Below are 26,316 nucleotides of genomic sequence, written 5' to 3' on the forward strand. Positions count from 1 at the left end.
GGTGGATGGGGTTGCCTGCGCCCTGGTGGGTGCTGCTGGAGTTGCCCTGGGTGGCGGGGCCGGCGCCGCCGCAGGGGCTGCCGCCGGGCGTGGGGGTGCAGGTGCCGCCGCCCGAGCCGCCACCGCCACCGCCGAGGTCGATGCCGCCGCCCGTGCCGGGGGCGCAGCTTTGCACGGTGGGGTCGCATTTGCTGGAGCCGCCGCCCAGGTTGGGGGCGGCGGCTGCGGGGGAGGCCTGGGCCAGCAGTGAGGCGATGCACAGCAGGGCGCTGCCCAGCAGGGGGGTGAGATGGGGTCTATTCAACATCATGCGTCTCCCGTGCAGTTGGGGCAGTCAGCCCCTTTACAGTCGTTGTCGTTTCCATCTCCATTGCCTCCATCTCCTCCATCTCCGGTGCCATCGCCGCCGTCGTCTTCATCGCCCTCATCGCCCGGCCCCGGCGGCCCGACCGTGGTGCAGCCCACGGTTTCGCAATCGGGCGGTTCACCGGGTTCCGATGTATCGGGCTGGCCTGGGTCCTGCGGATTGCCCTTGTTGCCTGTGTCGGGGATGGATACCGTGGCATCGCTTTCCATAGCGTCGCTTTGCATGTGCAAGGTGGCCTGCGCGACGATGGGCAGTCGACCGTGCTGGATGAGTTCGGTGTGGAAGGGGTCGCTTCCGTCGTCCAGCCAGCGCAGGTAGTGCTGGTAGATGCCGCGCACCAGCGGGATCTTGAGTTCGTAGCCGTGGGTGACGCGGATCTTGAGCAGGTTGGCGTCCTGCACGCTCTGGCCCGACTTGCTGCCAATGTCTTTTTTGTCCCGGTGCGCCAGGCCGGCGTTGGGGATGGCGGGCACGCCATATTTCTCTTTCAGGTGGGGCTCGCTCCAGTCCTCGAAGCTCTCGCGCGTGGGGTTGATGAGGTCGATGCGCAGGTGGTCTTTAAGGTCGGCCTTGGCCTTGGCCTTGGCATCCGCCAGTTCGGTGCTGTTGCTGCCACCGCCATACAGCGGAACCATGGCGCGCAGATAGGCGTCACGGATATCGTCCATGCGCGCATGGGCCATGGTGCCCGCGCGGGCGGCCATGAAGCTGGCGTGATTGATCTGGTTCTTGTTGAAGAAAACCAGGCCGTACTGCAGCAGGGCCAGCCCCAGCAGGGTGATGATGGGGCCGACCACGGTGAACTCGACCATGGCGCTGCCGCGCTGGCGCGGCCTGCGGAATGAGGTGCTCTGGCGCATGAGGATGCCTGCAGGTTTGCGGCCAGCGGACGGGCTTGTATCCACCCGCTGGCCATGCTTCAGGGCCTGTTTGGGTGTGGCAGGGGGATGTGGATGGGCACGTCCGGTCCGGCCTTGTCCTTGCGCATCAGCATCAATTGCATGGTGCCCTGGGGGCCGGCGCCGAGGATGTGGATGATCTCGGCCTGCTTGCCGGTGATTTCGCCTTCGAGGCCATCGAGGGTGTAGTCCTGCCGGGTGAGGGGTGTGTCGGGCCGTGGAGCATCTGCGCGGACGTCGCTCGCAGGGCCTTCCAGCACGACGTTGATGCGTTGGCTGCGCGAGTCAGGGATCAACTGCGAGTTCACAAACGTCAGCTCTGGCACTTCCATCACTGTGCGCCTCTGGCTTTTGGGGTCTGTGTAGTCGATCTTTACGCCAGTGAGCTTGCCCGTGGCCGTATTGAATTCCGCCTCGTAGTTGACGCCGGTGTCCAGTATGTCGGTGGTGTACGGGTCCAGCCGTTGTGCCGTGCCGGCCAGCGTGCTGACACTGCCGATATAGGTCACGGTCGGCTCGCTCGGCGCCTGGCTCTGGTCGGTGAGCAGTCTGATGGCGGAAATCCAGTTGGTGTTTTCGCTGCGCATGTTGGGCATGCGGCCGACCATGCTGAGGTTCTGGCCTTCCGAGAAGGTGGTGCCCCAGATGCCTTCCTCGTGCTGGTCCGGTGGTCCTACGAGGAAGATGACGCCTGCATCGCCGCTGATGTTCTTGTAGTGGCTCTGGCCCGCCTCCGGGTAGTGCGTGACTTGCGGGTACTGCCTGCCCTGCACGATGAAGGTGTTGCGCCCTACCTGGAAGTCGCGCCTTGCCATGCCGTAGGAGCTGTAGATGAAACTGCTTTCGATGGCCTGGCCCGGCTGCTGGCTATAGGTGAGTGTGGTGTTGTGGATCACACCCATGCCGCTGAAATCGATCAACGACGTTTGTGCATCGGGATCGGTGATGAGTTTGATCAGGTCAGACTCCTCAATGGCCGATGAGGTGGGTTGCAGACAGCTGCCCGTGCTGCTGAGTTTGGTGCACAGCGGGCCTGAGGGGGCGATGAAGACGCCGGAACTGGCGGTGCCTCCGGGGCCTGGGTCTCCCGCGCCGCCTTCGTTGCCGGAGCCGCCACCGCAGGCGGTCAGGGCCAGACCAGCGGCGCAGGCCAGTAGCCAGGATGAAGGGTGTGTCAGCCGCATGTGCGTGGCACCGTGGTCTGTGGGAGAGGTGATGGATGGATGGTGCATGTCCGTCGGTTTTTCAATGCGTAGTGGAGGAAGGCCGGCAGGGCCGGCTGGCAATTCACTTTGGTGTGTTCTGGGCAATGCGTTGTGTGGGCACCTCCGCGGCGTTGCATTAGGAGTTGGACCCGTCAGGGGTGAAGGCGCAGACGTTCAGCGCAGCCCCGGCACCTTCGATGGGCCAGGGCTGCAACTGCATGCCCGACACCAGGCCCTGGCAGGCGATGGCACCTGCACGCATCTCCAGCACATGCCTGCTGCCGCGTTCGCCCCGGCTGAGGCGCCAGGGCGCAACGCCTGGACGCAGGCCGGTGATGCGGCCCTGCCGATCGAGGTAGACGATGTCGATGGCCTGCCGCATGAAGCAGGTGTGCACGCTGGTGCAGCGCGCGATGAGCAATGCGCAGCGGGCGGCGGGTTGGGCCTGGCCCATGAGGCCGGCAAGGCGCTGCCAGAAGCCGCAGGCCTGGCGCACCAGGAAGGGGGAGGGCGGCATCTGCATCACAGTCCCGAGTTCAACAGCTTCATCGCTATGGGGAACAGCAAGACGATGAAGGTGCAGGGAAAGATGAAGGCGATCAGCGGAAAGAGCATCTTCACGGGCGCTTCCATCGCGAGTTTTTCCGCGCGCATGAAGCGTTCGGAGCGGCGCTGATCGGCCTGTGCCCGCAGCACGGGGCCGAGGTTCATGCCCATGCTCTCTGCCTGGATCACGGCGGAGGTGAAGTTGGCGACGCTCGGCTCGTTCAGGCGCTCGGCCATGCCGCGCAGTGCTTCGGCACGCGCCTTGCCGGCGCGTATATCGCGCAGCACGCGCTGGAATTCGTCGCGCACCAGTCCCTGGGGGCCTTTGGCCACGGCCTGGGTCATGGCGCCCTGCATGTTCAGGCCGGCTTCCACGCACAGCGTGATGATGTCCAGGAAGAAGGGCAGCATGCGCAGCAGTTCGCGCCGGCGCACGGCGATGCGATCCCTGAGCCAGATGGCGGGGTAGGCCCAGCCCAGCAGTGCGCCTGCGGCCATGGCCTGCAGATAGATGGGCAGGGCGATGTGGCGCGCACCGCCATCGGCGCCCCGGGACAGGCCGTCGAAGCTGGAGACCAGCCACCAGGCCGCCAGCGCGGCCACCCCGGCGCCGACGATGCGGCTGGCGATGAACTGCGCAGGACTGAGCGCATAGTCCAGTCCCGCCTGTCGCAACCGCAATTGCACGGCTTGCGCGGTTCTGCCCGTTCCGAGCCGGGGCGACAGGTGGTGGCTGATCCACTGGATGGGCCACCAGACCATGCGCAGGGCCAGTGGCGGCGGATCCTTGTAGCTGCGGTCCTCGGCGGGAACGCTGCTCATCGAGTGGCCCAGGAGCCAGGCCACCAGGGCAGCACTGAGTCCGGCTGCCACAGCGATCAGGGCGAGTATCACGGTGTTGGAGTCCATGGTGCGGCCTTCAGACGTCGATGGCGACGATCTTTCGGATGACATAGATGCCCATGGCCTCGAAGCAGGCGATCACGGCCAGCGCCCCCCAGCCCACGCGGGAGTGCCAGAGCATGGACATGGCTTGCGGCTCCATCCGGTCGAGGATGAGCATGAGGACGAGGGGCAGGGCGCCGACGACCCAGGCCTGCAGTTTTCCCTGGGCGGTGAGGGAGCCGATCTTGGCTTCCATTTGCAGCCGGCTGCGCACGGTGGAGGCCGTGCGTTCCATGGTCTCGGCCAGGCCGCCTCCGGTTTCGCTGGCGATGCGCATGGCCGAGGTGATGAGCACGGTGCTCTGGGTGGGCACGCGCAGGCTCAGGTGATTGAGTGCCTGTTCCAGGGATACGCCCAGGCGCTGCTCGCGCAGCATCAGCGAGAACTCCTGGCTCAGCGGCGGGCGGGACTCGGCCACAAGCTGGGCGATGGCGCTGCTCAGGCCAATGCCGGCGCGCAGGCCGCCGCTGAGCATCATCAGCGCATCGGGCAACTGCTCTTCAAACTTGCGCAGCCGGCGCTTGCGCATGTGCCGGTACAGCAGCCGGGGCAGCAGCCCCAGCGCGAAGAAGGCGGGCACAGCCAGCAGATGGCTGCCGCTGACCAGCCACACCAGCACGCCGCCCAGCGACATGACTGCCAGGTTGGCCAGGAAGAGTTTGCGCGGGTCGATGAAGAGGAAGAATTCCGCGGCCTGAAAGCCGGCGCGCTCCGTGAAGCCGGCCCGGTAGCGCCTGAGCGTGGAGCCACCCAGGTCCAAGGCCAGCCATGTCAGCAGACCGACGCAGAGGGCGACCACGGCCGTGATCAGGGCCAGGACGGTGTCTGGCGAGAGCCCGCTCATGGCCGCTCTCCGGCATGCAGGTCCGCGCTCTCGGAGCCCGGACGGAAGATATCCAGGTCCAGCGCATGGCCGCTGGCGCGCAGTTCGTCGTAGAAGTGGGGAACGACATCGCAGCCGGTGAACAGGCCCTGCACCTTGGCCAGGCCGTTGGCCTGGGCGGCATAGCCTTTGTTGGCAAAGCGGAACAGCTCCTGCAGCTGGATCTTTCCGCTTTCCATGCCGCTGACTTCGCAGATGTGGGTGACCAGGCGTGTGCCGCAGGCAAAGCGGGTCTGCTGCACGATGATGTCCACGGCGCTGGCGATCTGCTCGCGTATGGCCGCCAAGGGCAGTTCCATGCCGGCCATCAGCACCATGGTCTCCAGCCGGGCGAGCCCGTCTCGCGGGGTGTTGGCGTGCAGCGTGGTCAGAGATCCCTCATGGCCCGTGTTCATGGCCTGGAGCATGTCCAGCGCCTCGGCGCCGCGGCATTCGCCGACCACGATGCGGTCCGGGCGCATGCGCAGGGTGTTGCGCACCAGTTCTCGGATGGGCACGCCGCCCTTGCCTTCGACATTCGCGGGGCGCGACTCCAGGCTGATCAGGTGCTCGTGGGCCAGCTTGAGTTCGGCGGCGTCCTCGACGGTGATCACGCGTTCGCCGGACGGGATGAAGTTGGACAGGATGTTGAGCAGCGTGGTCTTGCCAGACCCCGTGCCGCCCGAGACGATGATGTTCTTGCGGGCCTCCACGCAGATGCGCAGGAAGTCGGCCATGGCCGGGCTGAGCGCGCCGAACTGCACAAGGTCGGCGGCATTGAGCTTGCGCCTGGCGAACTTGCGGATGGTCAGCGTGGAGCCCTTGAGCGCCAGCGGCGCGATGATGGCGTTGACGCGCGAGCCGTCCTTGAGCCGTGCATCGACCATGGGCGAGGATTCGTCGATGCGCCGGCCCAGCGGTGCCACGATGCGCTCGATCACGCCCATGACGGCGCGATCGCTGGTGAAGCTCAGGGCATGCTTTTGCAGGCGCCCCGCGCGCTCGACATAGATTTCGTCGAAGCGGTTGACCATGATTTCGCTGACCGTTTCGTCGGCCAGCAATTCCTCCAGCGGCCCCAGCCCCACGGCCTCGTCCAGAACCTGCCTGCGCAGCGCGTTGCGGTCCAGCTGGGCCGGTATCTCGTCGTCCATGTCCTGCAGCGTTCTGGCGATGAGCCGGTCCGCCTCGGCGCGCAGGTGTTCGTCGGACATGCTGGAGACGTCATGGCGGCGCAGGTCCATGGTGTCGATGAGCTTGGTGTGCAGGCGCTTGCGCCATTCGAATTGCAGCGCCTGAAAGTGGGCGTCCCCGGGCTCGGCTGCCGCAGGCTCGGGCGCGTCGGCAGGCGCTGCCAGCGCCGTGTCCTGTGTGCTCTGCATGGGCGCTGCGGCCGGTACAGGAAAAGGCGCGGCTTGCGGCTCTTCACCGCTGTTCAGGATGCGCAACTGGAACGGGCCAATGCCGATGAGGTCGCCGTTTTGCAGCGGGCCGTATTGGGCGGTGATGCGCTGACCGTTGACCAGCACGCCGCCGAAGCTGCCTGCGTCGTCGATCAGCACGCCCGAGGGGCTGGTGAAAAGGCGTGCATGCTCCTTGGCAAGGCGCCAGTTGTCCAGGCGGACTTCGCACTGGGAGCCTTTGCCGATGGAGCACATATCGGGCACGCTCAACGGCTGGTGCCGGCCGTCGGGGTGGATGATTTCAAGGTCGATCATGGGGGGCTGCCGGTTGCGGAGGTCAGGGGAGAAAGCCACTGGGTCTCGGCCCAGCCCAGCCGGTCATTGATGCGCACGGCCGAGAACTGGGCCTGCGGGGCCTGGGGCAGCACCTGCACAAGGCTGCCCACGGGCAGGTTCTGGAGGACGGGGGCGTTGATGTCGGGGGACACGCGAAGGGCAAGCCGATCAAGGCCCACACGGTAGGTGCCTGGTGCGGAGTGGCCCGTGGTGGCGCCGGATTCATGGGGCGTGAGAGCCCGGCCTTGCCGCGCCTGGCGCGCATGGGGTCCGTCGGGTGCGGGCTTCATGCCGGGAACGTGCGCGACGGGCTGCAGGCTTTCATCGCGCACCCAGCCCGTCAGGGCTGCGACCGCCACCGCGCGCCAGCCGGAGTGCGGGTTGTGGGCGGCAGATGAACCGGGTGCGGCACGCACGAAACTGCCTTGGCCCAGTTGCAGCAGGGTGTCGCTTTGCGCCCGAGGTTCGGCATGCAAGGCCAGCCCGTCATGCACCACGCGCCAGTGGTTGACCAGCGGCTGGTCCGCTGCTGCCGCGGAGGCCAGCGGGTTGCCGGTGTGCGGCAGGGCGGGCCAGTGTTCGGGCAGGGTCGCGGTGGCCGGTGCGGGCAGGGGCCGCACTGGCGCGGGGAGTTCCTGCACAGGCGCCGCGATGCTGGCGCTTGCGCTGGCCACAGGCAGGGGCACCAGCCGGGGAGGATGCTCGGGCGCAGGGCCGGGTTCGGTCAGGTAGGGCTGGGGACCGTAGCGCTGGCCCAGGCGCGCACCGGCGTCTTCCACGCGCTGCAGCAGGCCCGGCGATCGGCTGTTGATCACCGTGGGCGTGACGAAGACCACCAATTCGGTCTCTTCGTTCTGGAATCGCTGGGACCGGAACAGGGCACCCAGCACGGGCAGGTCTCCCAGGAAGGGAACCTTGTCGACGTTGTCGCCACCCTTGCGCGACAGCAAGCCGGCCAGCACCATGGTCTCGCCGTCCTGGACGTTGAATTCGGTGAAGGTGCGCCGAGTGCTCAACCCGGGCCCCGAGGGCGTGGAGAACGATGGGTCGATGTTGCTGACCTCGCTGTCGATCTCGGCCCTGATGACGCCGTTGCGGTCCACGCGCGGCGTGATGCGCAGCTTGACGCCGTAGGGCTTGAACATGACCACGGGGCCGTAGATCGTGGCCACGGAGTACGGATATTCGCCACCGGCCAGGAACTCGGCCTTGGAGCCATTGCGCGCCGACAGCTGGGGCTGGGCAAGAATGCTGGCCTTTCCGTCGCGGGCCAGCAGGTCCAGCCTGGCTGTCAGGCCCATGTTGACGGCGGTGAGGACGTTCAGGCCTCGGGGCAGCGGGCCTTTGTCACCGCTTTCCGGGGTGATCGGTGGGTTCTGGACGCCGATGACCAGACCGGGCTGATGGCCGCGCCGCGCCGGCGACCAGATGCCTCCCACGCTGGCCCCGCCCTGGGCGGTCCAGCGCAAGCCGAATTCGCGCAGCTCATTGACCGGGAATTCGACCACCTTCACGTCCATGAGCACCATCTGCTCCCAGCCGATCTGGTTGGTGAAGTTGATGATCTGCGGGTAGTGCTTTCTGAGGTCTTCGATCTTCTTGAGATCGACATCGCTGAGATGGTCCCCTTCGACCACCACCTTGTCTCCAATGATGGAGGCCCGCGCGTTGGGGATGGTGCTGAGAAAGGCTGCGATCTCGCGCGCATGGCGGCTTGTGTCGCCGCGCACCACATGGATCTTGACGCGCTGATATCGGCCGTCGGCGTTCCACACGAACAGCGAGGAGGTGCCGATCTCGTTGGCGAAGATGATGACCTCGCGCTCGTCCAGCGCGGCGGCCGTCAGCACCCGGCCATTGCCCACGGCAATGCGCGCCACGCCGGGGCTGGGGAAGACGCGCGATTCGCCCACGAACATCTCGATTTCCGGCACCTGAGCCTGGTCGTCCGGTTTCTGTATGGGGCGGTACGGCTGGCCCGCCGCTGCCTCGCGGCTGGGCACGCCCTGCAGCATGGGCGCGAATCCACCCGGCATGCCTAGGGACTGCGCAGAGCTTGTTGCATCCTCTGGTATCTGGGCTGTTGCCGGGCCGGCCAGGCTCCAGCCCAGGGTCAGCACGAAGCCGCAGCGCAAGGCCTGCAGTAAGGGCGTTGGACTGGAGCGGGCGGACAGGGATGCAGTGTGGGCTGAACGGATGGACATTGGGATCAGGCGCATGGAGCGATGAAAAAGGCAGGAGCGGGTGAGACGCCTTCAGCGAGGCAACGCGCTTGGCTGGATCGGGAAGGACGCAGGGAAAAGAGGAGCCTGGCCTGGTTGCAGTGCGGCTTGCGGGGCTGGCTGCACAGGCGTGGGGGCTGCGGCTGCCTCGGGCGGGCCTTCGCCGGCATCGTGGGCCTTGTCCTGGCGCAGCAGCAGGTCTTCGGGCTTGAAGTCCATGCGGCGTCCGCCATAGAGCACGGGAACGGCTCGGCCCGGTGATTGCGCTGCGCCCGCTGTCTGAATCAGGGACTGCACGTCGCCTGCCAGGCCCAGCAGGGCGGCCATGGCAGCGCTGTCTTCTTCGACAACCTCCGAGTCCTTGGGATTGCGCAGCAAGGCGGTGATCTTTCCCGCCTCTCGCGCGATGATCACGCTGCGGGCCTGCGCCTTGGAGGTGTCCAGCGTGACCGTGGAGTACTGGCGCCGCTCACCGCTTCTGGGGTCATCCACGGACCGCTGGCCGGTGGCCATGACCTGGACGTTCTGCAGCAGTGGAAAGGTGGTCTTGCGGCCTTTCTGATCCAGGGTGAGCATCAGGTCGATGGCATCCCCCGGCTCCAGCAGGCCCGAGATGGAGTTGATCTCGTCCACATGCACGGTGATGGCGCGCCGCCCTACCTCGATGCGGGCCGAGAAGGTCGGCACCTTGTCGCCTTCGAGCAGGTTCCACAGCAGGATGTCGCCGTGCTGCATGCCATGCTCCAGCGCGCGGCCTGCAATGCGGGAAAAATCCTCGGGGCCGATGGCCAGCGAGTGCGCGTAGTCGTGGGGAACGTCGCGCACGGCAATGGTCTCCTTGGATATGGGCTCGCCTTTGCTGAGATTGCGCTTGGCAACGATCAGCGGCCGGGTTTTGCTTTTTCCGCGCGCTTCTATGGCCTCCATCTGGCGATGCAGGTAACTGCGTGCAATGACGGCTGCGCCCAGGCCGATGGCCAGGGCCATGGCAAGAGCGACCCAGGTTTTGTTGGGACGCAGGGCGGTGATTCGGGCGAGTGCGGAGTTCATGGCTGACGGGTCAAATGGGCAGGGAGAGGGCGAAGCTGAACTTCTGGTAGGCAGCCTGCAGGGCGAGCAGCAACTGGTGCAGCACGCTGTTGCTGTCCACCATGCCGACGCCCAGCGCGAAGGCCAGGGCCGCGCAGACCACGGCGTACTCCACCGAGGACTGGCCGCGCAGGCGATGGGCAATCTTCATGGCGCGGTCTCCACCGCCACGCTGGTGACGAGAACGATGCTGGTGAGGCCCAGCGCATTGCGGGAAATGACGGCCGTCGCCTCTTTGCCCGGGCCGCGCATCAGCACCGTGATGGCGCCGGTCTCAGAGCCGAACGCGTGGGCCTTGGTGTCTGTGGCGGCGTCGAAGCGGCGTTCCAGCGCATAGCCCTGCTCCTGCAGCGCCGCAGTGAGGCGTTGCGCATTGAGCGCCTCGCCGTGCCTGTTCGTAGCAACGAGATGGGTGGACAGCTGGCCACCGTCCTGGGTGTTCAGCAGGCTGGCGATCTCGGTTCCCGCTGGCAGCAGGCGTCGCCATCGGGCTCTTTCCCCCTGGCTGCGGGCCTTGCCGCTCAAGGCTGCGCGCAGGTGGGTGACAGCGACAAGGCCACGCGTGCCGCCGTCGGGGGCGGGTTCCAGTCGGATGGTGAGGTAGTGCTCGCCCTGGGCGCGGCCCAGAATGCGCTGGCCATCGCGCTGGTCGTCCATCAGGGGCTGGCCCAGGGTGCGAACAAACCAGTCGCCGGTCTGCCGGGGTGTGCTGCGGGTGGCGAAGCCGGTCAGCCGCATGGGCAGGCCGTCCAGGTCCATCTGCTGGCCGATGTGGTAGCTCCTGGCGTGTTCGGGCAGCGGGATCTCGGGCCAGTTGGCCTGGGCCAAGGCATGGGTGAGCCCTGGCGTCAGCAGGCCCAGGCAGATGGAGCGGAGCATGCGGGCCGTTGTCATCATTCGGCCCTCAGCCTGTCTGCCGGAACGATGTCCTGCCACCGGTCCAGGCGTCCGAACTTGGGGGCCGGCACTTCCATCAACTCGAAGACCGGTATGGCCACATCCAGCAGTGTCTCCACCGGGGAGAACAGGCTGTTGAGCGGCGCCAGCCGGCCGAACCGATCCATGGTCTGCTCCACGGAGCGCGAGGCCCAGGGCTCGATAAGCACGCTGGTGTGGCGTGTGACGCGCAGGTTCAGTTGGTCGAAGGGGGTGTAGCTTTGGATGCCTGCGGGCAGGTTGGCCAGGGGCACGGAGATGTTGGCGCGGTATATGCCCTGGGCGCGCAGGTCAAGCTGTGTGTGGCTGGCCAGGGGGACTATGCGAAATGGCACGCCGTCCCTGCTGGCCTTGAAGGCATTGCTGTGCGCTGTGGACTGGCTTTCGCCAAAGCTGACCGAGATGGTTGAAAAACGCGGGATCAGCGGATTGCCTGCAGGGTCCGTCCACAGCGGATTGCGGTGCGCGTCGAAATCACCTGCCGTGTCGCCCGTCTTGATGGGGGCATCGGGGCGGCTGAAGTAGCGCCTGCGCACTTCGGCTGCCAGTTGGTCAGGCTGCTTGGAGCTGCCTGCCGCGTCGTTGTGCACCGTGGCATCGAAGGCCGCATAGCGGCTGGCTATCTGGGTGGCATGGGCAATGTCCTGGTACTTGCCGATCATGGGCATCAGCAGGAACAGGCCCAGCAGGGGCGCTGCCATGGCCAGGAATTCGACCAGGGCCTGGCCTGCCTGCCGCCTTGGGTAGCGGGCGCGGTTCAGGAGGTTCATGGGATCTGCCCTCGCTGGCGCATCTGCTGGCCAAGTACATCGGGTTGGGAGTGGATCAGGCGCACCTGCCAATACGGGTTGAACAGGCTGGGCAGCTCCAGGGGGAGACCCTGGCTTGCGCCATAGCGGTTCTGACGCTGTGCCAGAGGGCGTTCGAAGAACACTTCGGACGTGGCAACGGCCACCATTTCGCCTTGGGCGACCTGGCTCTGATAGGCGTTGATGCGGCTGTCTGAAGTGCTGGTTATCTGGCTGGCGCTATCGGAGGTGCGCAATTGGCTGTGCGCCCGCGACAGGCGCACGCTGAACCGCAGCGTGGGGTCGTTCTTGTCCAGTTGCGGCTGGCTCAGGTCGTAGTAGCTGGGCAGGCCGGTGTAGTGGGTCCAGTGCGCGGAGGAGGCTCTGGCAGAGGCCCTTCTGTTGTTGCGGGAGCCTCCGAGCCAGGCGGACGAGTCATTCTGGTCCAGGTCGTCGGGGTGGGCCTGCTGTTCGCCCCAGGCAATGGGCTCCTCCCTGAGCCGGCAGCGTGGGATGAGTCCACCCCTTCGCTGGGCACGCCAGAAGGACTCGGTGTCTTCGGCGATCCACTCGTCGTAGTTGACCAGTTCGGTGCCGCCGCGTCGGCGCACCTCGCTTTTGCGCTCTCTCGCAATGCAGATCTCGTCTGGGCCGGGCACTTCTGCCTCGGCCGTCCAGACGCGTTCCTTGGTGAATCTGTCGCTATGGGCCGCATACACGGCCAGCTCTGCCATGCGGCCCCGGTCCTTGCCGGTATAGCTTTGGGTAAATCCATCCAGGTCGTCAGTCAGCGCCACGGCGATGCCAGGGCCCAGGGGCAGCACCTTCACGCTGCCGTCGCCCGCGTAGTTGGCCTGGGCCACGGCCTGCATAACGCTGCGGCGAATGCTCTGCAGGTAAAGCGGGCGATGCAGCAGGTTATGGGCCTGCTGTATGGCCAGCTTGTTGACCTCCACCGCAGAGACTGTGGCGGAGGCCAGCGGCGGCACGGTCTTGGCTATCCGCTGGATGTACTCGCCTGCATACTGAACGGTGCCGTAGCACATGAGCGCATACACCGGGCCGTATTTGAACGCTGCCCCAATGGCTGCGCCGTATCCATAGGGGTCGTTGCATTCGGGGAACTGCGTGGGCAGGTTCTCCGCATGGGTCTGGGCGTATTGCGCCCACGAGGACAGGCTCACCATCTGCGCCACCAGCACCTCGTTGGCGATCAGGGCGCGATTGCCGTAGGCCGTGAAATTCAGCGCCCGCGCGTGCATCACGCCGGCGCTGTAGGCCACGGCATCGGCCGTGCTGACGAGCTTGGTTTTTTCCTGGGAGAGCTGGCCGGTGTTGAACAGAAAGAACAGCGAGGCCAGTGCGCCGATCAGGACAAAGATGCCGTAGATCAGTGCCTGCCCGCGTTGCCCGTCCCGCCTCCGTATCCGTATCCGACCGCCGCGCAGGGTGGTGATGGTGTGCATGGGCAGGCCCGCTTACTTGTTCTCGTAGGCGTCGAGGCCCTTTTCCTTGCGCTCTCCATCAGCCTTGCCGGCGGCAGCTTCTGCCGCCTGGATGGCCTTCTTGGCTGACTTGCCGGCCACTTCATTGGCAATGCCGGAAGTCTGGGCGCGGATGGTTTCGCCAAAGTACTGGTAGACGGCAATGGCGGCCACGCCAATCAGGGCCACGATGATGATGTACTCGGTCATGCCCTGGCCGCGTTGCTTGCGAGATTGAAGTGAGGTATTGAAGGTGGTCATGCAAAAGCTCCTGTGCTGGTGGAAGAATCTGTAGGGACGTAAGCAGGCGGACGCAGGGCTGCAGCCGTGCATCACGGAAACGGGAAAAAGGGAAAACGCAATTCAGGAATAAGCGGGCACCAGAGCGGTGGCTGGCGGTTCTTCCGAATTGCGCATGTGCAGGGAATCAGCCGTGCCCAGGCACAGGGCCTTGGCGTCAGCGCACTGCGTCAAGGCGCTGAATGAAAGCGATGCATGGATGGTCTCTCCCTCAAGGTTGGCGGTGGACTGCCGCTTTGGCGCTGCGCGCCAGGACAGTTCTGCGTGGGGCATTGGCAGGAAAAAGGCACCTGCCTATGCCTGACTTTCCGGCGGCGATTCATTGCTGCCTGAAGTCATTTCTTGTGCCGCCAAGCCTATGAACTTTTTTCTCGCTTGTCTCTAAGACAACTCCTGACGATGTTTCTGAATGCATCGACGGAGATTTTTGCTGTCATTTCAATAGCAAGCTATTTAGTGAATTCCGTGTTTTCGACGATCCATCCGTGGCAGATAAATCGAGGCGAAATAGGCTCAAATTGGGTGATCTGAAAAGTCAATCTGAATCGATGCAGGACGATTCCTATTTTTCAGAATTCAGGTGCGGGCCGCCGACAGGAGCCTGGGCGCGGGGCTCGATGGGCAGGAGTGCGGGCATGCCGCTGCGGCGTCGGCATGCCGGTGAAAAGCTTGAAATGACGGCCGGCCTGAGGATGGCCGGCCGCCTCTTTTACTGCCGTGCAGAGCGCACGTTGGCCGGCAGCGCGCCAGGATGGCTGGTGCGGAATGGGTTGATGTCCAGGCCGCCACGGCGCGTGTAGCGTGCGTACACCGAGAGCTTGATGGGGCGGCAGCGGGTCCAGATGTCCATGAAGATGCGTTCCACGCATTGCTCATGGAATTCGTTGTGGTTGCGGAAGCTCACCAGGTATTGCAGCAGGCCTTCCTGGTCGATCTGCGCGCCGCTGTAGCGGATCTGCACGCTGCCCCAGTCGGGCTGGCCCGTGACCAGGCAGTTGCTCTTGAGCAGGTGGCTGACGAGGGTCTCGGTGACGGGCGCTTCCTCGTGGTTGGCGTGCAGCAGCTCTGGGGCGGGCTGGTACTGCGTGCATTCCACGTCCAGGCGGTCCAGCAGCAGGCCGTCCAGTTCCTGCACCATTTCCTGGTCGAAGCGGTCCAGGCCGATGATCTTCACGCCGATGCTGCCCTTTTGCTCGCTGCCTCGCCATAGCGCTTCGGCCAGGTCGGTGCGAAGGCGTGCCTGGACTTCGGCCGCGTCGGCCAGGCGGGTGTTGTTGAAGCTGTTGAGGTAGAGCTTGAACGACTTGCTTTCGATGAGATTGGGGGTCTCGCAGGGGATCGTGAAATGCACGAGCGCCACCTGCGGCTTGCCGCGCAGGTTGAGCCAGGACAGTTCGAACGCCGTCCACAGGTCGGCGCCGAAGAAGGGCATCTGGCTGCCCTGAATGCCGATTTCCTCGCGCTTGGGCGCGCGGGGCAGGGGGAACAGCAGCGAGGGGGCGTACTGGTCGACGTAGGCAGAGCTTTTGCCCAGCTGGGATTGTTCGGGAGTGTTCATGGAAAAAGGGCCGGCCGTGCCGGCGCTGGTCAGGCCTGGACGGTCCGCGCGGAGCGCGTGGACCCAGGCTTTGAAGCTAACTGAATTTCCATGCCCGCAGGCATGGGCGGCCATATAAGGTCAATAAGGGTGGGTGCGCCCGGGTCCGATGGTGCTCAGTGGAATTCGCGTTCGCGCAGCCATTTGGTGGCAATCCATTTTTCGCCGGCCAGCACGGGCGCGCCGCCGTGCAGGGTACGCGTGGAGGGGTCGGGGCGTTCGTAGCTGAAGAAGACGGCGTTGCCCCGGCGCGGAACCACTTGCAGTGGCACTTCGGGAAAGATGGTGGCGCCGCCGCGCTCGGGCTCGTTCAGGTAGATGACCAGGGTGCCCACGCGCTGGCCGCCGCGCTTGAGGATGGTAGGCGTGCCGGGTTCGCCGGGCGCGAAGTAGTCGTGGTGGGGCTTGTACTCGGCGCCCGGGCCGTAGTGCAGCACCTGCAGGCCTTCGCCGTGGTCCAGCGGCCAGCGCAGCAGGCGGGCGATGCGTTCTTCCAGCTGGCGGACGATGCCGGTTTCCCCGCGCTGGAAGAACATGCCGTTGCTGGTGCGGTCGTCATTGATCTCTTCACCGCCGCTTTGCGTGGCCACGGTGAGCGAGCGCGCCATGCGCGGACGCGCGGCGGCGATGATGGCGTCGCACTCCTCATGCGAGAGCAGGTTGCCGAAGACCACGATGCGCGGGTTGCGCATGCTGACCAGTACCTGGACCTTGCGGTCGCCGACATCGATGCTGGTGGGGTCCTGGGAGAGGTCCGGCTCGGGCAGCGAGGAGGCCGAGACGACGACGGCCGGTGGCGCCGCTTCGCCTTGGTGGGGCAGGTCCAACGCCCGCCGGGCCAGTTCTTCGCTCCAGCCCACGTCGCGCATGGAGCGCAGCAGGGCCGCAGGCCCTATGCCGGATGCGCGCTGGTCGCGTACCCATTGCATGAGTTCAGGCGTGAGACCCGCCGGCAGGTCCTGCGCGGTGCTCGGGGAATCTGGTGAGGATTTGAGGCTCATGGCGTGCAGTGCGGCCCTTGCCGCAGTGAATGGACTCCAAAGGCATCGAGGCCGGGGCCGGCCGGTGGCCGGCGAGGCTCAGTCAGCGGTCTTGCGGCGGAACACCAGGCGCGCAGGCGTCGAGGAAGCTGGCGCCAGTGCGTAGCCTTCCAGATCGAAGGCTTCGAGTTCAGCCGCGCTGCGAGCGCGTTGCTGTATGGCAAATCGTGCCATCAGCCCGCGCGCGCGTTTGGCATGGAAGCTGATGATCTTGTAGGCGCCGTTCTTGTAATCCTCGAACGCGCATTCCACCACCGGGGGCTTGAGGTGCTTCAAGTCTACCGATTTGAAGTATTCCTGCGAAGCCAGGTTGACGACGACGCGCTCGCCCGCCGGCTGCCGGGCCGCGCGCTGGTTCAGGTACTCGGCAATGCGGCTGCCCCAGAACTGGTAGAGGTTGCTGCCATGCGCGGTCTCCAGCCGGGTGCCCATTTCCAGGCGGTAGGGCTGCATGCGGTCCAGCGGACGCAGCACGCCGTACAGGCCGCTGAGGATGGCGATGTGCTGCTGCGCCCAGTCCAGGTCTTCGGCGTCCAGGCTGCGCGCCTGCAGGCCTTCATAGACATCACCGTTGAAGGCCAGCAGCGCCTGGCGGGCATTGGTGGCCGTGAAGCGAGGGCTGAAGGCCTCGTAGCGCGCCACGTTGAGCGCAGCCAGCTTGTCGCTGATGCCCATGAGTTCCGACAGTTGCTGCGGCGATTGGCGGCGCAGCACTTCGATCAGCTCCAGCGGCTGTTCGGAGAAGACGGGAAGCGTGTGTGGCAGCTTCGGCGGCAGCGGTGTGTCGTAGTCCAGCGATTTGGCGGGGGAGAGCAGCAACAGCATGGCGGGACGCAAGCTCCAGGATAGAGAGGGAGGAAAGACAGATGGACGGGGGTGGCGGCAGAAACAAACAGGGGCCGCGAGGGCCCCTGTGTCGTCACTGTCTGTGGTCAGACATGGGCCACGCCCTGCGGTTGCTGCTCGAATGGCAGCTGCAGGTCGCTCAGGTCCTTGCGTGTTTCCACGAGGATCAGAGGACCATCATCCAGCACGACCATGGGCGGGCGCTCGCGCACGACGCGCTCGGGCTGCGGTTCGGCCGCGATGGCTGCCTGCGCAGCGGCCACCTTGTCGGCATCGGAGCCCACCCATTGCAGGCCCGAGGCGGCGGCCAGCGCCTGCAGCTCGGACACGGGCAACTGGTAGGCCTGGACCTTGGGCAGGCCGCGTTCTGCGGTTGCCTCAGCGGCCTTGGCTGCAGCGGGCTCGGCTGCGGCAGAAGCAGCAGAAGCGGCAGGTGCAGCAGGTGCAGCAGGTGCTGGCACGTCTGCCGTCACGGCAGGGGCCGCCACAGGGGCCGGTGCGACCGGCGCGAAGGCCGCGCTCTGCTGCTCGGGCACCGCGACGGGTTGCTGCACTTCCACAACTACCGCAGGCTGTGCGGCCACTGGGGCTTCGGCCACGGCTTCGGGGGCCTGGACTTCGGCAGCAGAGTTGGCGGCGTTGAAGTAGCTGCGACGGGCTGGCTGCTGGTCCTGCTCGGGCACGGAGGCCTCGAAGGACTGCACGGCTTCGCCTTCGGCTTCACGCGGCGCGCGCTCTGCACGGTCACCGCGATCGCCACGCTCGCGGCGGTCACGGCCGTAGCGGTCGCGCGAACGACGCTGGCGCGGCTGCTCTTCGCCGGAGGCGGGAGCAGCGTTGTCCAGGGACTGGTCCTGCTGCTGGGCCTGGTTGTCCAGCTTTTCTTCGGACTCGGGCGCGACTTCGAACTGACGGGGCTGGCGCTCGCTGCGTTCACCGCGTTCGGCGCGATCTCCACGCTCGCCTCGTTCACCGCGCTCGCGGCGGCCTTCGCCGCGTTCCTGGCGGTCGCCACGCGGCGCGCGCTCGGGACGCTGCTCGAGGGTGCTGCCATCTGCCGCCAGGGCTGCGGAGGCGTTCACGGCCTCCAGCGGCTGGCGGTTTTCGCCGTCGCGGCTGCGCTCGCCTCGGCCGCGGCGTTCGCCGCGGTCGGTGCGTTCACCGCGCTCGCCACGATCCGGGCGCTCACCACGTTCACCGCGTTCCGTGCGCTCGCCACGCTCGGCATTGCGGCGGTTGCGATCGCCACCGCCAGCCTGGCGCTCGGCGTTGGGGGCGCCGGCGCGCTCACCGCTGCGCTCGGTGCGCTCACCACCACGCTCGCCATTGCGTTCGTTGCGGCGGCCACGGCTGTCGTTGCGGCCGTCACGGCGACCTTCGCGTGCGGGGGCTTCGGCAGCCGGCACGGGCGCTGCGACCGGCGCAGGTGCCGCGCCAAAGCCGAACAGGCTCTTGAGCCAGGCAAAGAAGCCTTGTTCGCGGACCACGACGGGGGCGGCGGCCGGTGCGGGCGCTGCCGCCGTGGCTGCAGGCTTGGCGTCGCGCTGCTGGCCGTTGGCCGGGCGGTTGCGGCTGCCTTCGGGACGAGGCTCGGCAATGGGAGCCGGCATGTCCGGCAGCACACCCTTGATCATGGGTGTCTGCTTGTTGGTGGGCTCCTGCGAGCGGCGTGTCACCGTGGTTTCGGTGTCCAGCTCTTCGGCCAGCTTGTAGCTGGCTTCCATGCTTTCCAGGCGCGCATCGTCGTGCTTGAGGCGCTCGAGCTTGTAGTGCGGCGTGTCCATGGACTTGTTGGGGACCATGATCACGTTGACGCGCTGCTTGAGTTCGATCTTGGTGATCTCGCCGCGCTTTTCGTTGAGCAGGAAGCTGGCCACTTCCACGGGCACCTGGCAGTGCACGGCGGCCGTGTTGTCCTTCATGGACTCTTCCTGGATGATGCGCAGGATCTGCAGCGCAGAGCTTTCCGTGTCGCGGATATGACCGGAGCCGCCGCAGCGCGGGCAGTTGATGTGCGCGCCTTCGGACAGGGCGGGCTTGAGGCGCTGGCGGCTCATTTCCATGAGACCGAACTTGCTGATGGTGCCGAACTGCACGCGCGCACGGTCCTGGCGCAGCGCGTCGCGCAGGCGATTCTCGACTTCGCGGCGGTTCTTGCTCTCCTCCATGTCGATGAAGTCGATGACGATCAGGCCGCCCAGGTCGCGCAGGCGCATCTGGCGCGCGACTTCGTCGGCGGCTTCCAGATTGGTGCGGGTGGCGGTTTCCTCGATGTCGCCGCCCTTGATGGCGCGGGCCGAGTTCACGTCGATGGAGACCAGGGCCTCGGTGTGATCGATGACGATGGCGCCGCCCGAGGGCAGGGTCACGGTGCGCGCGTAGGCCGATTCGATCTGGTGCTCGATCTGGAAACGGCTGAACAGGGGGGCATCGTCACGGTAGCGTTTGACGCGGGCGGCATGCTCGGGCATGACGTGCTGCATGAACTGCTGCGCCTGCTCGTAGATGTCGTCGGTGTCGATGAGGATGTCGCCGATGTCGCCGTTGAAGTAGTCGCGGATGGCGCGGATCACCAGGCTCGATTCCTGGTAGATCAGGAAGGCGCCCTTGGCCGACTTGGCTGCGCCGTCGATGGCGTTCCACAGCTTGAGCAGGTAGTTCAGGTCCCACTGCAGCTCGGGCGCGGTGCGGCCGATGCCGGCGGTGCGGGCAATGATGGACATGCCCTTGGGGTACTCGAGCTGGTCCATCGCCTCCTTGAGTTCGGCACGGTCCTCGCCCTCGATGCGGCGCGAGACGCCACCGCCGCGCGGGTTGTTGGGCATCAGCACCACATAGCGGCCGGCCAGCGAGATGAAGGTGGTCAGGGCCGCGCCCTTGTTGCCGCGCTCTTCCTTCTCGACCTGGACGATCAGTTCCTGGCCTTCACGGATGACTTCGTTGATGCGGGCCTGGCTGGGCGAGACGCCTTCGGCGAAATACTGCTTGGAGATTTCCTTGAAGGGCAGGAAGCCGTGGCGGTCTTCGCCGTAGTCGACGAAGCAGGCCTCAAGGCTGGGCTCCACGCGCGTGACCACGGCCTTGTAGATGTTGCCCTTGCGCTGCTCGCGTCCTTCGATCTCGATCTCGTAGTCGAGGAGCTTTTGTCCATCGACGATGGCAAGGCGCCGCTCTTCCGACTGCGTGGCGTTGATGAGCATCCGTTTCATGATGCGTTTCCTTTATTCGTTTTCTCTGGGGCGCGCCGGGGTGCAGCCTCTGCTGCCAGACCGTCACGCCTTTGACTTGTAATCAAAGACAGGCTCGCGAGGGAGCCGAGATGCCGGACTGACGCATTGAAACGAAAGGAATCGCCGAATGCCTTGCTTCTTGAGACCTGGCTCAAGTCAGCAATGGGGGCAAGGGCAGGGGGACGAGAGCGATGAGAGAGGCACGCCGTCCAGCTTCAAGCGAAGCTGCTGCACGTGCAGGGCAGGCGGGAGGCTTGGGGGCGGCAATGATCCTGGGCGCAGGCGTTTTCCTGCTCCACAGCGTGACCATCCATGCCCAAAAGATCCACATGCTCGCTTTTGATCCGCTGGCAGCGGCGGACGCCGGGTCCGACCCCTTCTGCCAGCTTGAGATTCCGTATCAGTGTTTCAATTCGTCAGCCACAACCGATGCAACGACGAACTTCGCAGGCCATCTTTTCCTGCTGTTTCGCGTGCATGACACCGGATGGCATCGACCTGCCTGTGCGGGGAAATGGTTGTTTGGACTAAACTCCATGAGAATCAACCACTTATAAATAGTTCGGCACAGGTGAAACACATTATAGAGGGCAAACCGGCAGACGACCGTTCCCTGAACGCAGCCACTGCCGCAGTGCGGCTGATCGAAGTCGATGACGATTCGGCCGGACAGCGGTTGGACAACTTTCTCATACGCCATCTCAAGGGCGTTCCCAAAACCCATGTCTATCGCATCATCCGCAGTGGAGAAGTGCGCATCAACAAGGGGCGCGTCAGTGCGGAAACCCGCGTCTCGACCGGCGATGTCGTTCGCGTGCCGCCCGTGCGCATTTCCGAAAAAGCCGCCGAAAAGGCCGAGCGGCCTGCACCCGCCAGGGATTTCCCCAGTCTGCTGGAAGACGAGCATCTGATAGCCATCGACAAGCCTGCCGGTGTGGCCGTGCACGGGGGCTCGGGCGTGAGTTTTGGCGTCATCGAGCAATTGCGCCAGGCGCGGCCGCAAAGCCGCTTTCTGGAGTTGGTGCATCGGCTCGACCGCGAGACATCCGGCATCTTGCTGGTGGCCAAGAAGCGCTCGGCGCTGACGCATCTGCAGGACCAGTTCCGCGAGCGCGAAACCGGCAAGACCTATCTGGCGCTGGTCCAGGGCACCTGGCCTGCCAACCGCAAGGTGATTGATCTGCCGCTGCACAAATACCTGCAGGCCGACGGCGAGCGCCGCGTGCGGGTGACCACGGCCGATGATCCTGACGGCATGCGCTCCGTCACGCTGGTGCGCGTTCGCAGCACGCTGGCGCCCCAGCCCCTGCTGGGTCTGCCGGCCATGAGCCTGCTGGAGGTGACCATCAAGACCGGGCGCACGCACCAGATCCGCGTGCACCTGTCCAGCCAGGGGCACCCGATTGCGGGGGATGACAAGTACGGGGACTTCGACCTGAACCGCCGGTTGCAGAAACAGGGGCTCAAACGCATGTTCCTGCACGCATGGCGGCTACAGTTCACACACCCGTCCAGTGGTGAGCGGGTGGAATTGCGCGCCGAGCTTCCCGAGGAGCTGGCCCGTTTCGCCGGCTGACGCCGGATTTGACTCCTTGCAGACATGACAACTCCTGGTTCTTCCGAGATATACCGTGCGCGCCGCTTCGACCTCATTGCCTTCGACTGGGATGGGACGCTGTCGGATTCCACCGCGGTGATCGTCAAGTGCATTCAGGCGGCCGTGGCCGATGTGGGAGGCACGCCCCCCAGCAATGAGGCGGCCTCCTATGTGATCGGCATGGCGCTGATGCCGGCATTGGCGCGTGCGGCGCCCGATGTATCGCCCGAGAAATACCCGGAGCTGGGCAACCGCTATCGCCACCATTTCATCAAGCACCAGGACGACATCAGCCTGTTCGCCGGCGTGCTGCCCATGCTGGCGGCGCTGCGCGAGCGCGGCCACCTGCTGGCCGTGGCCACGGGCAAGAGCCGGCGCGGTCTGAACGATGCGCTGCAGGACCCGCAACTGCGCGGCATGTTCGACAGCTCGCGCACGGCGGACGAAACCGCCGGCAAGCCCAACCCGCTGATGCTGCAGGAGCTGATGGCCGAATTCGGCGTGGAGCCTGGCCGCGTGCTGATGATCGGCGACACCACGCACGACCTGGAACTGGCCCGCAATGCTGGCTGTGCCAGTGTGGGCGTGGGCTATGGCGCGCATCCCACCGACGGCTTTGGCGTGCTGCAGCCGTTGCATGTGGCGCAGAGTGTTGCGGATTTGCATCAGTGGCTGCTGGCCCATGGTTGAGTCGTCATGCCCGCGTCAGCGCGGGAATCCATGCTTGTGAGGTGCGCTGGTGACCGTTGATCGCATCGTTTTGTGTGCCAGCGAGGCCTTGCAGGAAGGTGCGAATGCCGTGCCTTTCGACGTGGTCTACGCGGGGCATGCCTGCCGCGCATTCGCCATCCGCTTCGAGGGACAGGCGCATGCCTATCTGAACCGCTGCACGCACGTGGCCATGGAGATGGACTACCAGCCAGACCGCTTTTTCGATGATTCCGGGCGTTGGTTGCTGTGCGCAACCCATGGTGCGGTCTATGCGCCGGACAGCGGCGCCTGCGCTGGCGGCCCCTGCCGTGGCGGCCTGGTGAAAATCTCCCTGAGCGAAAGCGCGGGGGTGGTGCACTGGCATACTGCCGATAACCTGAAACCCGTCGAGTTCTGACATGACTTCCCCCATACCCCCGGAAAATCCTGGCTCCGCATCGCACCCTTCCCCGGGTGCGGACCTGTGGGCCCGGGCCACGCCCGCCGCGGCGGCTGCCGATGCGCGAACGGCGGCATCGAGCGGCTGGGAGCGGGACGTGCTGGAAAAGCTGGTCTTCGCCACCATCCACGAGCAGCGCGCCTCGCGCCGCTGGCGACTCTTCGGCCGCCTGCTGTGGACGGCACTCATCCTGGTGGTCCTGTGGGTGCTGTTTGCCAAGGACACGGCGACCACGACCAGCTCCTCTCCGCATACCGCAGTGGTCGAGGTCAAGGGCGAGATCGCTGCAGGCGCCGACGCCAGCGCGGAATTCGTGGTGGCCGCCATGCGCAGCGCCTTCGAGGACTCGGGCTCGCGTGCCGTCGTGCTGCTGATCAACTCGCCAGGCGGCAGCCCGGTGCAGGCCGGCATCATCAATGACGAAATCGTGCGGCTCAAGGGCAAGTACGACAAGCCCCTGTATGCCGTGGTGGAGGAAACCTGCGCTTCGGCTGCTTATTACATTGCTGCGGCGGCCGACGAGATCTTTGTCGACAAGGCCAGCATCGTGGGCAGCATCGGCGTGCTCATGGATGGCTTCGGCTTCACGGGCGCCATGGAAAAGCTGGGCGTGGAGCGCCGCCTGCTGACGGCTGGCGAGAACAAGGGCTTCCTGGACCCGTTCAGTCCCATGTCCGAAGCACAGCGCGCCCATGCCCATCAGATGCTGGGCCAGATCCACTCGCAGTTCATCAATGTGGTCAAGGCCGGCCGTGGCGATCGCCTGCACGAGACGCCCGAGACGTTCAGCGGCCTGTTCTGGACGGGTCAGCAGGCCGTGGAGATGGGCCTGGCCGACAAGCTGGGCAGTCTTGACTACGTGGCCCGTGAGGTGGTCAAGGCGGAAGAGGTGGTGGATTACACGCGCCGCGACAACGTGGCCGAGCGCCTGGCCAAGCGTTTTGGCGCGGCCTTCGGTGGAGGTGCCGTTCAGGCGCTGCGCTCCAGCCTTCCGTCTCTGCGCTGATTTCCCTGGCGTCTGCCAAGATGCAAAAAGCCCGCCTTCTTGTGGAAGGCGGGCTTTTTTGTTCATCGAGGAAGACAGTCTCAGCGACCGATGGAAAACACCACCGGCGTGCGGTTGTCCGGCACTTCCTTGTGCTGGCGCCATTCGCGCACCAGACGGCTTTCGATGCGGGCGCTCTCCAGTGTCAGGCCGCAGGCCAGCGCCAGGCGCGTATGGGGTTGCAGCGTCTGCAGCAGGGCCTGCCACAGCGCGGCGTTGCGGTAGGGCGTCTCTATGAACTGCTGGGTCTGGCCTTGGCGCAATGCCAGGGCTTCAAGCTCCTTGATGCGCTGAACCCGCCCGCCAGCGTCCTGCGGCAGGTACCCCACAAAGGCATAGTTCTGTCCGTTGAGTCCGCTGGCGGCCAGGGCCAGCAGCAACGACACCGGACCGATCAGGGGCACGACCCGTATGCCCAGATCATGCGCGGCGCGCACGATGGAGCTGCCGGGGTCGGCCACGGCGGGCATTCCGGCCTCGCTGACCAGTCCCATGTCGTGGCCCAGCAGCAAGGGGGCGAGCAGTGGCTTGGCATCGAAGACCGCCGCGCCCTTGTCGCCGTGGTCGCCCTTCTTGTGGGCCTCGCGCGGCAGTTCTGTGATCTGCTGGGCTTGCAAGGGCTGGGCCAGGGCGTGCAGTGCGTCAATGCGCTTCAGGTAGGCGCGCGTGCTTTTGGCGTTTTCGCAGATCCAGTGGGTCAGGCGTGCAGCGGTGCGCAGTGTTCCATCGGGCAGGACCTGCGTCAGCGGCGTTTGCTCGTCGCAGCCGAAGTCCAGCGGCGCGGGCACCAGATAGAGCGTTCCTTTGGTGGGTTGGGTTGCAGCATCGTTCATGGCAGCACGGCTCCTGCGGCGCGCAGCAGCTGGCAGGTGCGGATCAGCGGCAGGCCGATCAGCGCCGTGGGGTCGTCGCTGACGATGGCATCCAGCAGCGCGATGCCCAGTCCTTCGCTCTTGGCGCTGCCTGCGCAGTCATAGGGCTGTTCGGCGCGCAGGTAGCGTTCGATCTCCGCGTCGTTGAGATCACGAAACCGGACCTGGACGGTGACCACATCGGTCTCGGCAAAGCCGCTTTCCCGGCAGACCACGCTCACGGCGGTGTGGAAATTCATCTGGCGCCCGCTCATCTGGCGCAGTTGTTCGGTGGCGCGCTCGTGGGTGCCGGGCTTGGACAGCGGCATGCCATCCAGCTCGGGTACCTGGTCGGAGCCGATGACGACGGCGCCCGGGTGCAGCGCCGCCACGGCCTGTGCCTTGGCCAGGGCCAGTCGCAACGAAAGTGCATGCGGTGTTTCGCCGGTCAGCGGTGTCTCATCGACTTCCGGGGACACGGCCTGGAATGGTAGTTGCAGCCGTTCCAGAAGTTCGCGGCGGTAGCGTGAGGTGGAACCAAGGATCAGGGGGCGTGCCAGGCCGGGAGCCTGGGCTAAGGCGAGGTGGGAAGCTTGCATGCCCGGATTCTCTTACACTGCCCGCATGAGCAAGGAATTTTCTGCGGTCCGTCTCGATGTTCGCGCTTTTGCGCAATCGGCGGGCCATCTCCAGGGTCAGTCGGCGCTTTCGGCCTTTCCTCGTCTGGCCGAGGATGCGCAGCCGGATGCCGCTGATGGGCACGGCGAGGTGCACTGGCAGGCTGACGGCGAACTGGTCGAGCAAACCGGCGGTTCGGGCCAGGTCTGGCTGCATCTGCAGGCCGATGCTGTCGTTCCGATGGTGTGCCAACGCTGCCTCACTGTGGCACCCATCTCCCTCCAGGTCGATAGGTCTTTCCGCTTTGTTGCGGACGAGACCACGGCCGAGTCCGAGGATGACGAGAGCGACGAGGACCTGCTGGTGCTCAGCCGCGAATTCAACCTGCTTGAACTCATAGAGGATGAGCTGCTCATGGAGTTGCCCGTGGTGCCACGCCACGACAGCTGCCCCGAGCCGGTGAGCATGCAGTCCAGCGACGCAGACTTCGAGCAGGCCAGCGAGGACAAGCCCAATCCATTTGCCGTGCTGCGCGGGCTGGATGTGGGCAAGTCAGCCGACTGATTGCGATGTCCGGAAAAAAGGCCGAGGCCGGGAAAAGCGATTGCGCTATAATCAAGGGCTTCGCGCGAAACCCCCTCGTGTCTTTAATGGGCTGATCGCGTTTTTTACCAACCCTTTTCAGATACACAGGAGCCATCATGGCTGTTCAGCAGAACAAGAAGTCCCCCTCCAAGCGCGGTATGCACCGTTCGCACAACGCACTGAATGTGCCTGGCATTGCCGTGGAACCCACCACCGGTGAAACCCATCTGCGTCACCACATCAGCCCCAACGGCGTGTACCGCGGCCGTCAAGTGCTGAAGAACAAGTCCGAAGCCTGATCTTCGACCGTTCCCGCAGGGCCCGCGGCTACAGTTTTCGTAGCGCGGGCTTTTGTTTTTTCTGATGGTTGCTCCT

Annotated in this window: 25 protein-coding genes and 1 pseudogene; 6 read left to right on the forward strand and 20 right to left on the reverse strand. The window is 65.6% G+C overall.

Annotation, left to right across the window (positions count from 1 at the left end; translation table 11 throughout):
• The 18 genes and pseudogenes from DTS01S_RS04915 to DTS01S_RS05005 form a co-directional block, all read right to left on the reverse strand.
• Positions 1-307: pseudogene (locus tag DTS01S_RS04915) on the reverse strand (hypothetical protein); the annotation flags it as partial.
• The gene (locus DTS01S_RS04920) at positions 307-1,227 is read right to left on the reverse strand and encodes a TadE/TadG family type IV pilus assembly protein (protein WP_061287406.1); all 921 of its coding nucleotides are present in this window, start codon (positions 1,225-1,227) and stop codon (positions 307-309) included. The gene DTS01S_RS04920 and the pseudogene DTS01S_RS04915, both read right to left, overlap by 1 nt.
• 59 nt (positions 1,228-1,286) lie before the next feature.
• A complete protein-coding gene (locus DTS01S_RS04925; protein WP_016447821.1) occupies positions 1,287-2,450 on the reverse strand; it encodes a hypothetical protein in 1,164 nt (387 codons plus the stop codon).
• A 157-nt stretch (positions 2,451-2,607) separates the two neighbouring features.
• On the reverse strand, positions 2,608-2,988 hold the full coding sequence (locus DTS01S_RS04930) for a DUF192 domain-containing protein (RefSeq protein ID WP_223275333.1): 381 nt from the start codon (positions 2,986-2,988) through the stop codon (positions 2,608-2,610).
• Between the two features lie 5 nt (positions 2,989-2,993).
• Entirely contained in the window at positions 2,994-3,926 is a 933-nt protein-coding gene (locus DTS01S_RS04935; protein WP_061287407.1) for a type II secretion system F family protein, read from the reverse strand.
• A gap of 10 nt (positions 3,927-3,936) precedes the next feature.
• A complete protein-coding gene (locus tag DTS01S_RS04940; RefSeq protein WP_016447818.1) occupies positions 3,937-4,806 on the reverse strand; it encodes a type II secretion system F family protein in 870 nt (289 codons plus the stop codon).
• Positions 4,803-6,542 carry an ATPase, T2SS/T4P/T4SS family gene (locus tag DTS01S_RS04945; protein ID WP_061287408.1) on the reverse strand — a complete coding sequence of 580 codons (1,740 nt, stop codon included), beginning with the start codon at positions 6,540-6,542 and terminating at the stop codon, positions 4,803-4,805. Before DTS01S_RS04945 ends, DTS01S_RS04940 begins: the two co-directional genes overlap by 4 nt.
• The gene (locus tag DTS01S_RS04950; RefSeq protein ID WP_254787841.1) at positions 6,539-8,767 is read right to left on the reverse strand and encodes a pilus assembly protein N-terminal domain-containing protein; all 2,229 of its coding nucleotides are present in this window, start codon (positions 8,765-8,767) and stop codon (positions 6,539-6,541) included. The genes DTS01S_RS04945 and DTS01S_RS04950 overlap by 4 nt, the downstream gene beginning before the upstream one ends.
• A 51-nt stretch (positions 8,768-8,818) precedes the next feature.
• Entirely contained in the window at positions 8,819-9,835 is a 1,017-nt protein-coding gene (cpaB, locus tag DTS01S_RS04955) for a Flp pilus assembly protein CpaB (protein WP_061287410.1), read from the reverse strand.
• A gap of 10 nt (positions 9,836-9,845) precedes the next feature.
• Positions 9,846-10,025, reverse strand: coding sequence for a hypothetical protein (locus DTS01S_RS04960; RefSeq protein ID WP_061287411.1), 180 nt, complete (start codon positions 10,023-10,025; stop codon positions 9,846-9,848).
• Positions 10,022-10,753, reverse strand: coding sequence for a hypothetical protein (locus DTS01S_RS04965; RefSeq protein WP_254787843.1), 732 nt, complete (start codon positions 10,751-10,753; stop codon positions 10,022-10,024). Before DTS01S_RS04965 ends, DTS01S_RS04960 begins: the two co-directional genes overlap by 4 nt.
• 14 nt (positions 10,754-10,767) lie before the next feature.
• Complete coding sequence (locus tag DTS01S_RS04970; RefSeq protein WP_061287413.1) at positions 10,768-11,580, reverse strand: S24/S26 family peptidase; 813 nt, start codon at positions 11,578-11,580, stop codon at positions 10,768-10,770.
• Positions 11,577-13,064, reverse strand: coding sequence for a pilus assembly protein TadG-related protein (locus DTS01S_RS04975; protein WP_061287414.1), 1,488 nt, complete (start codon positions 13,062-13,064; stop codon positions 11,577-11,579). Before DTS01S_RS04975 ends, DTS01S_RS04970 begins: the two co-directional genes overlap by 4 nt.
• 12 nt (positions 13,065-13,076) lie before the next feature.
• Positions 13,077-13,343, reverse strand: a complete 267-nt coding sequence (locus tag DTS01S_RS04980; protein ID WP_016447810.1) for a Flp family type IVb pilin — start codon at positions 13,341-13,343, stop codon at positions 13,077-13,079.
• A gap of 748 nt (positions 13,344-14,091) precedes the next feature.
• Complete coding sequence (gene queF / locus DTS01S_RS04990; RefSeq protein WP_016451166.1) at positions 14,092-14,940, reverse strand: NADPH-dependent 7-cyano-7-deazaguanine reductase QueF; 849 nt, start codon at positions 14,938-14,940, stop codon at positions 14,092-14,094.
• A gap of 155 nt (positions 14,941-15,095) precedes the next feature.
• On the reverse strand, positions 15,096-15,980 hold the full coding sequence (locus DTS01S_RS04995; protein WP_016447807.1) for a 2OG-Fe(II) oxygenase: 885 nt from the start codon (positions 15,978-15,980) through the stop codon (positions 15,096-15,098).
• 78 nt (positions 15,981-16,058) lie between these two features.
• A complete protein-coding gene (gene yaaA / locus DTS01S_RS05000) occupies positions 16,059-16,844 on the reverse strand; it encodes a peroxide stress protein YaaA (RefSeq protein ID WP_016447806.1) in 786 nt (261 codons plus the stop codon).
• Positions 16,845-16,951: 107 nt separating this feature from the next.
• Positions 16,952-20,074 (reverse strand): Rne/Rng family ribonuclease, encoded by a 3,123-nt coding sequence (locus DTS01S_RS05005; RefSeq protein ID WP_061287415.1) that lies wholly within the window; start codon positions 20,072-20,074, stop codon positions 16,952-16,954.
• Positions 20,075-20,609: 535 nt separating this feature from the next.
• Here DTS01S_RS05005 and DTS01S_RS05015 point away from each other — a divergent pair.
• From DTS01S_RS05015 to DTS01S_RS05030, 4 genes are read left to right on the forward strand one after another with little or no spacing between them, the layout of a single operon-like run.
• Positions 20,610-21,671: an RluA family pseudouridine synthase gene (locus DTS01S_RS05015; RefSeq protein WP_026062977.1), complete on the forward strand. Its 1,062-nt coding sequence runs from the start codon at positions 20,610-20,612 to the stop codon at positions 21,669-21,671.
• 24 nt (positions 21,672-21,695) lie between these two features.
• Positions 21,696-22,382: an HAD family hydrolase gene (locus DTS01S_RS05020; RefSeq protein WP_016451169.1), complete on the forward strand. Its 687-nt coding sequence runs from the start codon at positions 21,696-21,698 to the stop codon at positions 22,380-22,382.
• Positions 22,383-22,431: 49 nt separating this feature from the next.
• A complete protein-coding gene (locus tag DTS01S_RS05025) occupies positions 22,432-22,800 on the forward strand; it encodes a Rieske (2Fe-2S) protein (protein ID WP_016451170.1) in 369 nt (122 codons plus the stop codon).
• A gap of 1 nt (position 22,801) precedes the next feature.
• Complete coding sequence (locus tag DTS01S_RS05030; protein ID WP_061287416.1) at positions 22,802-23,848, forward strand: S49 family peptidase; 1,047 nt, start codon at positions 22,802-22,804, stop codon at positions 23,846-23,848.
• 80 nt (positions 23,849-23,928) lie between these two features.
• Here DTS01S_RS05030 and DTS01S_RS05035 read toward each other — a convergent pair whose 3' ends face one another.
• Both DTS01S_RS05035 and DTS01S_RS05040 read right to left on the reverse strand, forming a co-directional pair.
• The gene (locus DTS01S_RS05035; RefSeq protein ID WP_017405336.1) at positions 23,929-24,720 is read right to left on the reverse strand and encodes an SAM-dependent methyltransferase; all 792 of its coding nucleotides are present in this window, start codon (positions 24,718-24,720) and stop codon (positions 23,929-23,931) included.
• Positions 24,717-25,337 (reverse strand): Maf family nucleotide pyrophosphatase, encoded by a 621-nt coding sequence (locus tag DTS01S_RS05040; protein ID WP_026062372.1) that lies wholly within the window; start codon positions 25,335-25,337, stop codon positions 24,717-24,719. Before DTS01S_RS05040 ends, DTS01S_RS05035 begins: the two co-directional genes overlap by 4 nt.
• Positions 25,338-25,362: 25 nt before the next feature.
• Here DTS01S_RS05040 and DTS01S_RS05045 point away from each other — a divergent pair, with 25 nt between their 5' ends.
• Together DTS01S_RS05045 and rpmF are read left to right on the forward strand one after the other, a co-directional pair.
• Entirely contained in the window at positions 25,363-25,920 is a 558-nt protein-coding gene (locus DTS01S_RS05045) for a YceD family protein (protein ID WP_016447798.1), read from the forward strand.
• Positions 25,921-26,057: 137 nt separating this feature from the next.
• A complete protein-coding gene (gene rpmF / locus DTS01S_RS05050; protein WP_012207072.1) occupies positions 26,058-26,240 on the forward strand; it encodes a 50S ribosomal protein L32 in 183 nt (60 codons plus the stop codon).
• Positions 26,241-26,316: the final 76 nt, after the last annotated feature.

Origin of the sequence: Delftia tsuruhatensis NBRC 16741, assembly GCF_001571325.1 — a bacterium.
GTDB lineage: Bacteria > Pseudomonadota > Gammaproteobacteria > Burkholderiales > Burkholderiaceae_C > Comamonas > Comamonas tsuruhatensis.